The sequence below is a fragment of the Actibacterium naphthalenivorans genome, assembly GCF_014196965.1.
Lineage (GTDB): Bacteria > Pseudomonadota > Alphaproteobacteria > Rhodobacterales > Rhodobacteraceae > Actibacterium_A > Actibacterium_A naphthalenivorans.
Map to the genome: position 1 here is coordinate 74,819 of NZ_JACIEQ010000005.1, position 12,967 is coordinate 87,785.

The window sequence follows — 12,967 nt, forward strand, 5'->3', positions numbered from 1 at the left end:
CCCGGCTTAGGTGTTGGTTCAGCCCTTCACGCGATGCCTGAATCTCGCCTGCCGAAGTTGGAAACCCAGATGAATACTCTCACGAAACTCATCCTCGGGCTTTCGCTGGCGTCATTTCTGCCCGGCTGCGACGTGGACGACAATCGACCGCGCCACCGGACCGTCGTGGCGCTGAAGCCGGCCACGGTCATGATCGACAACCAGAGCTATGTTGTCCGGCGCAGCCATGTCACCTATGTCGATGGCGACCCGGGCGAGGTCTGGGCGATTGTCATCGGCGGACGGCCCTGCACCTGCGCCGCGCCCACACCGGCGGGCTGCCGCGAAACGCTGCGATACCGGCAAAGCCGCGGGCCGGGGCCCGGCCCCGCCTGAACAAACGCCCCGGAACCACAGGGGCGCAGCCATCGAGGCGTGTTGTTTCGCCCCGGACGATCGCCTAGGCTCCGCGCCGATGTAGTTTCAGGGAGGATGACATGTCAGACAGCCCCAGCCTCGGCTTTGACACGCTGCAAATCCACGCGGGTGCCCAGCCGGACCCGGCGACAGGTGCGCGGCAGACGCCGATCTATCAGACAACGGCTTATGCGTTCCGCGATGCCGATCACGCCGCCGCGCTGTTCAACCTCGAGGAGGTGGGATACATCTATTCCCGCCTGACAAACCCGACCGTCGCCGTGCTGCAGGAGCGTATCGCCACGCTGGAAGGCGGCGCCGGCGCGGTCTGCTGTTCGTCGGGCCATGCGGCACAGATCATGGCGCTGTTCCCGCTGATGGGGCCGGGCCGCAATGTTGTCGCCTCGACCCGGCTCTACGGCGGCACGATCACCCAGTTCAGCCAGACCATCAAACGCTTTGGCTGGTCGGCGAAATTCGTGGATTTCGACGATCCCGAGGCGGTAAAGGCCGCCATCGACGAAGACACCCGCGCGGTGTTCTGCGAATCCATCGCCAACCCCGGCGGCTATATCACCGATCTGGATGCGATCTCGGCCGTCACGGATGCGGCGGGCCTGCCGCTGATCGTCGACAACACCCTGGCCACGCCCTATCTGTGCCGCCCGTTCGATCATGGCGCGACGCTGGTGGTGCATTCGGCCACGAAATACCTGACGGGCAACGGCACGGTCACCGGCGGCTGCGTGGTGGATTCGGGGAAATTCGACTGGTCGGCCTCGGACAGGTTCCCGTCGCTCTCGGCCCCGGAGCCCGCCTATCACGGGCTGAAGTTCCATGAGGCGCTCGGCCCCATGGCCTTCACCTTTCATTCCATCGCCATCGGGCTGCGCGATCTGGGGATGACGATGAACCCGCAGGGCGCGCATTACACGCTGATGGGGATCGAAACGCTCAGCCTGCGGATGCAGCGCCATGTGGAAAACGCGGTGAAGGTCGCGAGCTGGCTGGAGGCCGACCCGCGGGTCGAATTCGTGACCTATGCCGGCCTGCCCTCCAGCCCCTACCACGACCGCGTCAAAAGCATCTGCCCCAAGGGCGCCGGCGGGCTGTTCACCTTTGCCGTGAAAGGCGGCTATGACGCCTGTGTCAAACTGGTGGACGCGGTAGAGCTGTTCAGCCATGTGGCCAATCTGGGCGACACCCGGTCACTGATCATCCACTCGGCCTCGACAACGCACCGGCAACTGACCCCCGAACAGCAGACGGCGGCCGGCGCCGCGCCCAACCTGGTGCGCCTGTCGATCGGGATCGAGGATGCGCATGACCTGATCGCCGATCTGGATCAGGCGCTGGCCAGGGCCACCGCCTAGCCGCCGATATCGAACACCATCGTGACCGCGGCCGAGACCGAAACCTCGCCCGCGGCCACGGGAACGGCATCGGCCATGCGCGCCGCCTCCATCATCATCGGTGCGGGGCGGGCGCCGCCGGCCTCGCTCAGCGAAAGGACAGGGCCAAGCGTCAGCCCGGCCGCTTCGGCATAGAGCCGCGCCTTGCGCATCGCCTCGGCCACGGCGGCGCGGCGGGCTTCGTCCTGTGCCGGGCCGGGGTTCTGCAGCCCGAAGGACAGGCCGCCGAACTCGTTCGCGCCCAGCCCCAGAACCGTATCCAGCACCCCGCCCAGCCGATCGAGATCGCGCACCCGCACCATGACGGTGTTCGAGGCGACGAACCCGTCGATCTTGGGCCCCGCACCGGGTGTCGAGGACCGGTTGGCCCAGTTCGGATTCAGCCGCAGCGCGCGGGTCTGCAGATCGCGCTCGGCGATGCCGGCCGCCGCCAGCGCGGCCAGAATCTCCGCCGTTTTCACAGAAGTGTCATCCATCGCATCGGCGGCCGAGCGGGCCAGGCTGGTCACCCCCACGGTGATCACCGCCATATCGGGCGCCGCCGCCACCTCCGCCTCGCCGGTCACGGTCAGGGTGGCGGCGGCGTCTTGCGCCCGACCTGTGGTCGCCAGCGCCAGCGCCAGCATCAGAACCGTAAAAAACCGCATGTCGTCCTCCTCTTTGCCGCGAAGGTCTCGCATGAATGCGCCGACAGGCAAGCGCTTCGTTCAGATTGCTTCTCGCTCTCGGCGAATTCCTGCTATAGTCAGGCCATGGTGGCGCACCCGGCCTGCCGCTCTTCCTCCGGCTGGTATAGACCAACAAGATGAAACCGCGTTTTGCCCTGAGTCTGTCGCAAGACAAGATCGGACTTTTCCACCGGACCTCCGGCGCATGGAGCCTGGTGGGCGAGGCCATGCTTGACGCGCCCGACCTTGCCGAGACGCTGAAAATGATGCGCGCCACGGCCAGCGAGCTTGAGGGCGGCGGCGTGTTGTCCTTCGTCGTCATCCCCGACGAGATGATCCTTTACACCACGCTGGAGACCGGCCCCGCCCCCGGCGCGGCGGAGATCCGCAAGGCGCTGGACGGGCTGACCCCCTACAACGTGAAAGATCTGGTCTTCGATTGGGAAATGGATGGCACGGGCGCGCGTGTGGCCGTCGTCGCGCAGGAAACCCTGGCAGAGGCAGAGCGGTTCGCCGCGCAGCACCGTTTCAACCCCGTCGCCCATGTCGCGGCACCGGCGCCGGAAAGCTTTCCGCGCATGCCCTGGTTCGGGGCCACACAGGCCGCCGCGACCCTGCTGCCCGATGGCGCGCAGCTCGAGCGCCTCGATGGCCGGCTGGAGCTGGGGGCGCCGACCGTTCGGCCCGCGCCTCCGGTTGCGGCGGTGCCACCAGCGGCAACGCCCGCCCCGGCCCCCCGGCCCCAGAGCCACGCCACCGCCACCCCGATCGCCGCGCCGCCGGCCAGTGTGGGCGAGTCGCCCGCGCCGGATGACACGCCAGCGGGCGGCCGGGCTCGCACCACGGCCCTTGTGCTCGGGGCGGTCGCGCTGTTCGCGATTGCGCTGGCCGCGCTCTGGTCCGGCGTCTTTGCCCGCGATGACGCGCCCCTGGCCACCGCCCCCGAACGGGCCGACGGCGCCTTCACCGTGGCGATCCCGCAGATCGATGCGCCCCGGCTCGAAGACGCTCTGCCCGAGAGTACACAAGCCACGGCCGCGCTGATGGCGCAGCCTGGCCTTGAACCCCTGCCGCACCGGCCCTCGCCCCCGCAGCCGGGGGGCGCGATCGCTCTGCCCGAGCCTGCCATGCCCGCGCCCCCCCTTGCCGCGCTGGCGCCAGAGGCCGTGCCCGAAATCGAAACCGCCGCCGCCCCTATGCTGTTGCCGCCAGATCCGGCCGGCCTCCGGCCCGATGCGCCCCTCGCGCTCTCGGCGCCCCCCCCCGAGCCGGCGGACGATCTCTATATCGCGGCAATCGACCCGGTGATCCTTTCGGAAGATGCCGTGGCCCTGCCTCCCGCCGCCGGGCTGCATGCGGATACTCCCCCGGCCCTGCAGCGCCCCGCCGGCCCCGGCCAGGCCTTCGCGCTTGATGAGCACGGGCGGGTCACGCCGCGCGAGGGCGGCGCGCTGGATCCCTCGGGCGTCATGATCCACGCAGGGCCGCCGCCAAGGGTGCCGCCGCAGCGCCCCGAACCGCCCGCCGCCGCGATCACCCGCAGCGAAAACAAATATCTGGCCAAGTTCATTCCCCGGTCACGTCCGGCCGATCTCGCCCAGCGGCTCGAGCAAGCGCAGACCGGCGGCTACGGGCTGGACGCGCTGTCACAGCTTCGCCCACGCGCGCGCCCCGACTACGTCGCGCCAGCCGCCCCCGTTGCCCTGCCGGTTGCCGTTGCCGCCGCGATCAAGCCGCTGGCGCCCAGCCCCGGGCTGGTGACGCGGCAGGCAACGCAGGAAAACGCGATCAATCTGCGCAAGATAAGCCTGATCGGCGTCTATGGCAGCGAATCCGACAGGCGTGCGCTGGTGCGCTTGCCCGACGGGCAATTCGTGAAGGTGAAACCGGGTGACAGCATAGACGGCGGGCGGGTCGCCGCCATTGGCGAAGACCAGCTGCGCTATATCAAGAACGGCGCGAATATCCTGCTGCAACTGGCCGGCGACGGCTGAGCCGCCAACGGCCTGCGCCATTTCCGGCTGCACGCCCGGGTAGGGTTTTTCTGCGAAAAACATCCTGAAATTGCGCAAAAACCACGCTTGCACCTTGGTCGCCGCGTCGATCGCACGCTAGAGTGGCGAAAACAGCGTGAAATTCGCATGACCATGGACGACACTGATTGTCGGCTGCCGTCGGCCCTGCAGAACAATGCCTGTCTGGCGGCGCTGAACCGGGTGTTCCATGAGGTGCTACTGTCGTATTCGGCTGTTGTGCGGGGGCAAAGCCGGACCGCTATGAACCAGTTCAAGGCCGACGACGCGGCTTTGCCAATGTAAGGACGGACCCATGGAAGGCTTCCTTCTGCTTGCCACGATCTACCTGACCGCCGCGGTGATCGCCGTGCCGATCGCGGCGCGGCTGGGGCTCGGGTCGGTGCTGGGCTATCTGCTGGCGGGCATCGTGATCGGGCCGGTGCTGGGGCTGGTCGGCTCGGAAACGCAGGATCTGCAGCATTTCGCCGAGTTCGGCGTGGTGATGATGCTGTTCCTGATCGGGCTGGAGCTTGATCCCCGTGCCCTGTGGGACATGCGCGACCGGCTGCTGGGCATGGGCGGGATGCAGATCGTGCTGAGCACCGCCGTGGTCATGGCCGGGGCGATGCAACTCGGGCTGGTCTGGCAGACCGCGCTGGCCGTGGGCATGATCCTGGCGCTGTCATCCACCGCGATCGTGCTGCAGACGCTGACGGAAAAGCGCCTGACCCGGACGCCGGGCGGGCGGGCCACCTTTGCCGTGCTTCTGACCCAGGATATCGCCGTCATCCCGATGCTGGCGCTGCTGCCTCTGCTGGCCGTGAAAGAAAAGCTCAGCATCGCGCCGGACGGCTCGTTGACGCGCCACGCGACCCAGCAGGCCACTGAAGGCCACGGCAGCGCGATCTCGGTTCTGGCAGAGCTGCCGGGCTGGGGGCTGGCGCTGGTCACGCTGGGGGCCGTGGTGGCGATCATTCTGGTCGGGCATTACCTGACCCGTCCGCTGTTCCGGTTCATCCACGCCTCTCGCCTGCGGGAGATGTTCACGGTCGTCGCCCTGCTGATCGTCGTGGCCATCGCCCTGCTGATGATCATGGTGGGCCTGTCGCCGGCGCTTGGCACGTTTCTGGCGGGCGTGGTTCTGGCGAACTCGGAATTCCGGCACGATCTGGAAAGCAGTATCGAGCCGTTCAAGGGCCTGCTGCTGGGCCTGTTCTTCATGACCGTCGGGGCCGGTATCAATATGGCCGTGCTGTTTGCCGATCTCGGCCAGATCATCGGGCTTACCCTGGCGCTGATGATCGCCAAGGGGCTGATCCTCTACGGGCTGGCGGTGCTGTTCAAGCTGCGGGCGGGCAACAAGTGGCTGTTCACACTGGCGCTGGCGCAGGCGGGGGAATTCGGGTTCGTGCTGGTCAGCTTCGCGCTGCAGACCAACGTGCTGACCCAATCGCTCGGCCAGACGCTGCTGTTGATCATCGCCATGTCGATGCTTCTGACGCCGCTGTTCTTCATTCTGCATGATTTCCTGTCGCGCCGGGTTTCCGACACATCCGACAGCCCGCGTGATTTCGACAAGATCGACGAACAGCACCCGATCATCATCGCCGGCATCGGCCGCTTCGGGCAGGTGGTCAACCGGATGCTGCAGATGTCGGGCTTTCGGGCCACGGTGCTGGATCACGATCTGCCGACGATCGAGCTGATGCGCAAATTCGGGTTCAAGAGCTTTTTCGGCGATCCCACGCGCCCTGAACTGCTGCATGCGGCGGGTCTCGACAATGCCAAGGTGCTCGTGGCCGCGCTTGACGACAGCGAGGCAAATACCCGGCTGGTGAGATACGCGCGGCGCGAGCGGCCGGATCTGAGCATCGTCGCCCGCGCCAAGGATCGGGTTCACGTCTACGAACTGTACCGGGCCGGGGCCGATCACATCGTGCGCGAGATGTTCGACAGCTCGCTGCGCGCCGGCCGCTACGTGCTGGAGGATCTCGGCCTGACCGATTTCGAAGCCAACGAGATGGAAACGGCCTTTTACAAGCATGACCGCGAAGCGCTGCGCGAACTGGCCGAACTGTGGAAGCCCGGCGTGCCGCTGGACCAGAACCAAGCCTATCTCGCCCGCGCCAGCGAGCTGAACAAAGAGCTGGAAACCGCGCTGGTCCGGCAAGAGGTCGCCAGCACCGAAGAGATCACCGAAGGCGCCGCCTGACATGAAAAAACCGCGGCCCGGAAGCCGCGGTTCATATTCCGTATTGTCGCGGGATCAGGCCGCGCGCGAGATCAGAACCTCGTCGACCTGGCGCTGCGCCCCGCCTTCGTCCATGCCGCTGACGGCGGCCACTTCGCGGGTCAGACGCTCGAGCGCGGCTTCGTAAAGCTGACGCTCGGAATAGCTCTGCTCGCGCTGGTCGTCGGTGCGGTGCAGATCGCGCACCACTTCGGCGATCGAGATCAGATCACCGGAATTGATCTTTTGTTCATATTCCTGCGCGCGGCGCGACCACATGGCGCGCTTCACCTTGGCCTTGCCCTTCAGCGTGGCCATGGCTTTGGATACGACGTCAGGAGAGGACAGAGAGCGCATGCCCACTTCCGTCGCCTTGTTCGTCGGCACGCGGAGTGTCATCTTGTCCTTCTCGAAGGAAATGACAAAAAGCTCCAGCGCAATGCCCGCAATCTCCTGCTCTTCGATGGAGACGATCTGACCCACGCCATGTGCGGGATAGACCACGTAATCGTTCGGGCGAAATTCAGATTTCTTCAGTTTGCTCATGCAGTCGCTTCCTTGCAGGCCCCCATGCGGCGACAACAACCCGCCCGAAAACTGATATTTTCGGTCAACGGGGGATGTATGGCGCTAGAAAACCACAACGCAGGAACCATTCTCTGCGTTAAGGTCATCTGTTACAGACAGCTTTATGTCATGAGAATGTAGCAAAAAAGCCCGACAGTTTAAAGTGCGGCATTGTGAAATGCGCATTAAACAACTGATATAATTTAACAAATACAGGCAGAAAATCCACCCGACAACCCCCAAACCCGCGACAAATACCGCGAATCAGCGGTTATCCGCCCTCGCCCGGCGCCTCGGAGAAGTACTTGTTCAGCTTGTCGGTCTCGCCGTCACGCTCTTCCGCCTCGGGCAGCGGATCTTTCTTCGAGATGATGACCGGCCAGGCCTCGGAATATTTCCGGTTGAATTCCACCCATTTCTCCATGTCCGGCTCGGTATCGGGGCGGATCGCATCGGCGGGGCATTCCGGTTCGCACACACCGCAATCGATGCATTCGTCGGGGTGGATGACCAGCATGTTCTCGCCCTCATAGAAGCAATCCACCGGGCAAACCTCGACACAGTCGGTGTATTTGCAGGCGATGCAATTGTCGACGACGACATAGGTCATGCGGAGGGCCTCACTTCTCTGATCAGGGATTAGCTAGACCAGCCCGAAAGATCATTCAAGCGGCGGAAGCCTGTTAAGATCGAGACTGCGGCGATCTTTCTTGGTCGGCCGACCTTTTCCGTCAAATCGCGGCGATTGCGGAACGTCTTCCCGCGCGGGCGTCAGGTCTTCGTACAGCGTTTGCGCCTCGGCGGCGGGACCGCGCCGCTCGCCCGGGGCAAGCACGCGGATCACCCGAATCCGGTCGCCCTGCGGAAAGGTCAGCGTGTCGCCCGCGCCGACCCGCTGTGCCGGCTTGGCGGCCCGCAGGCTGTTCACCCGCACATGGCCGCCCGCCACCACCTTGCCCGCCAGCGTGCGCGTCTTGAAGAACCGCGCCTGCCAAAGCCACTTGTCCAGCCGGATCAGCGGGCGCGGCTCCGACACGCTATTGCTTGCTCTTCAGCCCCATCAGCGCGGCGGCGAATGGGTTGTCGGGGTCGATCGGCTTTTCCTTCTTCGGCGGGCGGGCCTGATAGGTCTGCGCGCCATCGCGCGGCGGCCGTTTCCCGGCAGGCTTGCCCTTCGGCTTGCCCTTGCCCTGCGGTCGGTTGTTGCCCTGCCGCTCTTCGCCGCGCGGCCGTCCACCGCCCTTGCGCTTGGGCGCCCATGTGAAGGTGTAGAACAGCTCTTTCTCCGGCTCGGCCTCCGCCTCCGGCGCGGCGGGTTCCCCGGACACCGGTTCGGCCGCAGGCTCGGGCGTGGCGCCGGCGTCGACTACCGGATCGGCAGAGGCATCCGCCGCCGGCGGGGCCTTTACCTTTTCGCGTTCGCCCTTCTCGGCGTTATATCCCAGCCCCTGCATCAGATCGGCGAACTGCTCCAGCGTCATGCCGGTGATCGACAGCATGTCGGGGTTGGCCTCGAACCCGCCCCGGCTGTCTTGCGCGCGCAGCAGATCGGCCAGCCTTTCCAGCATGTCGATGCGGATGGCCCGCGCCCCCGCCGGGCGATAGCCCGACAGCGTATAACAACCCTGCGGCACCTCGGGCACCACCGGGATCGTCACCAGACCCGGCGGCGGGCTTTCGGGAAATTCGTTGAGCCCCTGCGAAAGCGACCACAGCACCAGCCGCAGCCGCGTCGGCGCGGGTTTCAGCAAAAGCGGCAGGAAAATCGTGAACTGGCCAAAGCGGATCCCGTGTTTGCGCAGCGCGCCGCGCGCCTCCTGGTCCAGCTCTTTCACCTCGCCCGCCACCTGATCGCGCGGAAGAACCCCCAGCGCCTCGATCATGCGGAAGCCGAAACCGCGAGCCAGGCCGGTCAGCGCCTCGTCGCGCTGCAGGGTCAGCAGCGGCTCAAACAGCGTCGCCACCTTGCGGTCGATGAAGTGCTGCAGACGGCGGCGCACCTTTTCGGCGACGTCGTGCCCGGCCTCTTCATCGACAAAGGCCTCGACCTGCGGCTTGAGAACCTCGCCGCCCGCCACCAGCTTGCCGACCGCATGCTCGCCCCACATCAGGCCGCCCTGCTCGGTAAAGTCGATCTCGGTATCGGGCGCGTTATAGAAGCGGTCCGCGCGCAGATGAAACTCGGGCTTCAGCGCGGCAAAACTGGCCTGGCGCAGCGTCTTCGCCTCATCCGGGCTGCCGCTTGCATCCTGACGAAAACGGAACCCCTCCAGACGGCCGACGAATTGTCCTTCGACCGTCACTTCACCTTTTTCGTTCACCTCGGCCACAAGGCCCTCCTTCTGCTTCAACCGGCGAAGCAGCACACTTGTCCGCCGGTCAACAAATCTTTTCGTCAATGCGCCATGCAGCGCGTCCGACAGACGGTCTTCTACCGCGCGGGTTGCGCCGCGCCAATGGGATTCGTCACCGACCCAACCCCGCCTTTGTGCCACGTAGGTCCAAGTGCGGATATAGGCCAGACGTTTCGATAATGTGTCAATGTCGCCATCGTTCCGGTCGATTCGCCGGATCTGACGCGCAAGCCAATCGTCGGGCACCACGCCGCCATCATGCAGAAAATCATAGATTCGGCCCAGCAGGCTGACATGCTCGGCGGCGGAAATCCCCCGGAAATCGGGGATGCGGCACACATCCCACAACAGGCGCACATCCGGCGCGGCGCTGATCCGCGCCCGGACATCGGGCATCTCGGCCAGTGCGCGCAGGGCGTGCAGGTCATCCGCTTCGCGCGCGCGGGTCAGCCATTCGTCATCTGTGCGCTGCTCGAGCGAGGCGATCAGCCGGTCGGCCGTGCCGAAATCCAGGCGGGCGTTGCGCCATTGCAACTTCTTGACCGGGGTGAACCGGTGGCTGGTGATCGCCGCGGCCATGTCATCGTCGAGCGGCGGGGCCTCGCCCGTCACTCCGAAGGTGCCGTTGCGCATATACCGCCCGGCCCGGCCCGCGATCTGGGCCAGCTCGTTGGGCTGCAACAGGCGCATCCGGCGGCCATCGAATTTCTTCAGCCCCGAAAAGGCGACATGGTTGATATCCAGGTTCAGCCCCATGCCGATCGCATCGGTCGCCACCAGATAATCGACCTCGCCGTTTTGATACAGATCCACCTGCGCGTTGCGCGTGCGCGGGCTGAGCGCCCCCATCACCACCGCGCAGCCGCCCTTTTGGCGCCGGATCAGCTCGGCGATCGCATAGACGTTTTCAACAGAAAACCCGACGATCGCCGATCGTGGCGGCATCCGGCTTATCTTTTTCGAACCTGTGTAGGTCAGTTCCGAAAACCGCTCGCGCCGGGTGAACTGGGCCCTCGGCACCTGCGCCGCGATAGCGCTTCGCATCGTTTCGGCGCCCAGAAAAAGGGTTTCGTGCAGGCCGCGCGCATGCAGAAGACGGTCGGTGAACACATGTCCGCGCTCGGGATCGGCGCAAAGCTGGATCTCGTCAATGGCCAGGAAATCGGCGCCGATCTCCTGCGGCATCGCCTCGACGGTGCAGACCCAGTATCGGGTGCGCTCGGGCACGATCCGTTCCTCGCCCGTGACAAGCGCCACCACCGACGGCCCGCGCAGCGCGACGATCCGATCATAGACCTCGCGCGCCAAAAGGCGCAGCGGCAGGCCGATCACCCCGGTGCGATGCGCCAGCATCCGTTCGATCGCATAATGCGTCTTGCCGGTATTGGTCGGCCCGAGGACCGCCAGGATCCTCCCCTGCTGCCGCATTGTACTGGCCCTTTCAGAGTGCGGTGCCGGAGACTGTCATCTCCAACCGCTCCACGGCCTCTAACAGGTCTGGCTCGTGCGGATGTACGGCGGCGGCGGCATGAAACGCGCGCAGCGCCGCCTCGGGATGGCCCAGTTCATCCATGATCGTGCCAAGCCCGGCCATCGCCCCGAAATGGCGCGGATTCAGCGCCAGCACCCGGTTGATATCGGCCAGCGCCGGGCCGTACAGGCCCTGACGGAAATAGGCGGTTGCCCGCGCATTGTAGCCTTCGGCGAAATCCGGGGCGTGATCGGTGAGCGCCGTGAAATGGCCAATGGCGGTGGCATAATCCTCTGCCGCCATGGCATCGCGCCCGCGCTGCAGCAACAGATCCATCGAAGGCGACCCCGATCTGGACCATTCGGCCCATATTTCATCCTCGACCGATTTCCAGTTCGGCAACTCGGGCTCCTGCAACAGCTCGAAGAGCCCATCCAGAGAATCGGGCCCGGCCCCGGCCGGCAGCGCGATCAGGCCGAAAAACAGACCCGCCGCGAAGATACGATTGAGAAACCTGAGCTGTGCGATCATAACAAAGGAAAATGTAACGCATTGGCGGGGAAAACCAAGGCCCCGCCGCGCACAATCGGAGGAACGCCATGAGCGATGTGATTGACGCGGCCGTCAAGGCCCTGAGCGAGAAGATCGAAGGCGGGATCGACGGGTCTGTCAAATTCGTGATCGAAGGCGAAGGCGCCGTCTATCTGGACGAAGACGGCGTGCGCGCCGGCGACGATGACGCCGACGTGACCCTGAGCGCCGATCTGGAAACGTTTCAGGCCATGCTGGCCGGCGACGTCCACCCCACCGCCGCCTTCATGACCGGCAAGCTGACCATCGACGGCGACATGGGCAAGGCGATGAAACTGGGCGCGGCCTTCGGCTGAGCCATGCGGGACGCGCCGTATTTCGGTGATCTGGCCGACGGCCCAGACGGCGCCGCCTATTGGCTGACCGCCGCCGACGGGGTGCGCTTGCGCGTCGCCGCCTGGCGCGGCGGCGACAGGGGGACGGTGCTGCTGTTTCCCGGCCGCACCGAATATGTCGAAAAATACGGCCGCGCCGCATCGGATTTCCTGAAGCGGGGCTACAGCACTGTCGCGATCGACTGGCGCGGCCAGGGGCTGGCCGACAGGTTGGTGCCCAATCCCCTGGTCGGTTACGTGCGCCGCTTCACCGAGTATCAGCATGACGTCGCGGCGCTGATGGCCGCCCTGCCCGCGTTGAACCTGCCCCGGCCGCTGCATGTGCTGGCCCATTCCATGGGCGGCTGCATCGCCCTGCGCGCGCTGATCAACGGAATGCCGGTTCGCAGCGCGGCGTTTTCGGCGCCGATGTGGGATATCAACCTGCCGCGCCGGATGCGCCCGGTGGCCCGGATCGTGGGCGCCGCCAGCCACCCGTTCGGGTTTTCCAAGCGCTTCGTTCCCGGCACGTCACTGCAGAAAACCTATGTGGACGCCGCCGATTTCGCGGGGAACGAGCTGACCACCGATGCCGATATGTATGCCTATATGCGCGCCCAGGTCGCCGCGCGGGTAGAGCTTGCGCTGGGCGGGCCCAGCATCGGCTGGGTGGGCGCCGCCCTGCGCGAGGTTGCCGCCCTGTCGCGCCACCCCTCTCCGGCGCTGCCGGTGATCACCTTTCTGGGCAGCGAGGAGCGTATCGTCTGCAGCACCGCCATCGCCCGGCGCATGGCCCGCTGGCCCGGCGGCCGCCTTGTGGAGGTGCCCGGCGCCCGACACGAGGTGATGATGGAAACCCTCGATACGCGGGCGCGATTCTTTGATGAAACCTCTGCCTTTTTCACGGCGGCACAGGATGCGGCGCAGCCGGGCCCCGAAGCCGCCTGAC

General features: G+C 65.8%; 13 protein-coding genes. 7 read left to right on the top strand and 6 right to left on the bottom strand.

Annotation, left to right across the window (positions count from 1 at the left end):
- The first annotated feature begins 69 nt into the window (after window positions 1-69).
- Complete coding sequence (locus tag GGR17_RS15755) at window positions 70-375, top strand: hypothetical protein (RefSeq protein ID WP_054539543.1); 306 nt, start codon at window positions 70-72, stop codon at window positions 373-375.
- Window positions 376-476: 101 nt separating this feature from the next.
- Complete coding sequence (locus GGR17_RS15760) at window positions 477-1,769, top strand: O-acetylhomoserine aminocarboxypropyltransferase/cysteine synthase family protein (protein WP_054539544.1); 1,293 nt, start codon at window positions 477-479, stop codon at window positions 1,767-1,769.
- Here the strand turns inward: GGR17_RS15760 and GGR17_RS15765 are convergent.
- Entirely contained in the window at window positions 1,766-2,455 is a 690-nt protein-coding gene (locus tag GGR17_RS15765) for an SIMPL domain-containing protein (protein WP_054539545.1), read from the bottom strand. The genes GGR17_RS15760 and GGR17_RS15765 overlap by 4 nt on opposite strands.
- Before the next feature lie 158 nt (window positions 2,456-2,613).
- Here GGR17_RS15765 and GGR17_RS15770 point away from each other — a divergent pair, with 158 nt between their 5' ends.
- The 3 genes from GGR17_RS15770 (at window position 2,614) to GGR17_RS15780 (ending at window position 6,703) form a co-directional block, all read left to right on the top strand.
- Window positions 2,614-4,470, top strand: coding sequence for a hypothetical protein (locus tag GGR17_RS15770; protein WP_054539546.1), 1,857 nt, complete (start codon window positions 2,614-2,616; stop codon window positions 4,468-4,470).
- Window positions 4,471-4,617: 147 nt separating this feature from the next.
- A complete protein-coding gene (locus tag GGR17_RS15775; protein ID WP_157445588.1) occupies window positions 4,618-4,794 on the top strand; it encodes a hypothetical protein in 177 nt (58 codons plus the stop codon).
- Window positions 4,795-4,804: 10 nt separating this feature from the next.
- On the top strand, window positions 4,805-6,703 hold the full coding sequence (locus tag GGR17_RS15780; RefSeq protein ID WP_054539547.1) for a monovalent cation:proton antiporter-2 (CPA2) family protein: 1,899 nt from the start codon (window positions 4,805-4,807) through the stop codon (window positions 6,701-6,703).
- A gap of 54 nt (window positions 6,704-6,757) precedes the next feature.
- Here the strand turns inward: GGR17_RS15780 and GGR17_RS15785 are convergent, their stop codons facing one another.
- From GGR17_RS15785 to GGR17_RS15805, 5 genes are all read right to left on the bottom strand, one after another.
- On the bottom strand, window positions 6,758-7,267 hold the full coding sequence (locus GGR17_RS15785) for a CarD family transcriptional regulator (protein WP_037207268.1): 510 nt from the start codon (window positions 7,265-7,267) through the stop codon (window positions 6,758-6,760).
- A 292-nt stretch (window positions 7,268-7,559) separates the two neighbouring features.
- Complete coding sequence (gene fdxA, locus GGR17_RS15790) at window positions 7,560-7,898, bottom strand: ferredoxin FdxA (protein WP_054539548.1); 339 nt, start codon at window positions 7,896-7,898, stop codon at window positions 7,560-7,562.
- Window positions 7,899-7,949: 51 nt separating this feature from the next.
- Window positions 7,950-8,324, bottom strand: a complete 375-nt coding sequence (locus tag GGR17_RS15795; protein ID WP_037207274.1) for an RNA-binding S4 domain-containing protein — start codon at window positions 8,322-8,324, stop codon at window positions 7,950-7,952.
- 1 nt (window position 8,325) lies between these two features.
- Entirely contained in the window at window positions 8,326-11,070 is a 2,745-nt protein-coding gene (locus GGR17_RS15800) for a helicase-related protein (protein ID WP_054539549.1), read from the bottom strand.
- A gap of 13 nt (window positions 11,071-11,083) precedes the next feature.
- Window positions 11,084-11,644: a tetratricopeptide repeat protein gene (locus tag GGR17_RS15805; protein ID WP_082386642.1), complete on the bottom strand. Its 561-nt coding sequence runs from the start codon at window positions 11,642-11,644 to the stop codon at window positions 11,084-11,086.
- A gap of 68 nt (window positions 11,645-11,712) precedes the next feature.
- On the opposite strand from GGR17_RS15805, the gene GGR17_RS15810 reads away from it, so the two are divergent.
- Window positions 11,713-12,000 (top strand): SCP2 sterol-binding domain-containing protein, encoded by a 288-nt coding sequence (locus GGR17_RS15810; RefSeq protein ID WP_054539550.1) that lies wholly within the window; start codon window positions 11,713-11,715, stop codon window positions 11,998-12,000.
- 3 nt (window positions 12,001-12,003) lie between these two features.
- Window positions 12,004-12,966, top strand: a complete 963-nt coding sequence (locus GGR17_RS15815; protein WP_054539551.1) for an alpha/beta hydrolase — start codon at window positions 12,004-12,006, stop codon at window positions 12,964-12,966.
- Window position 12,967 lies beyond the last annotated feature (1 nt).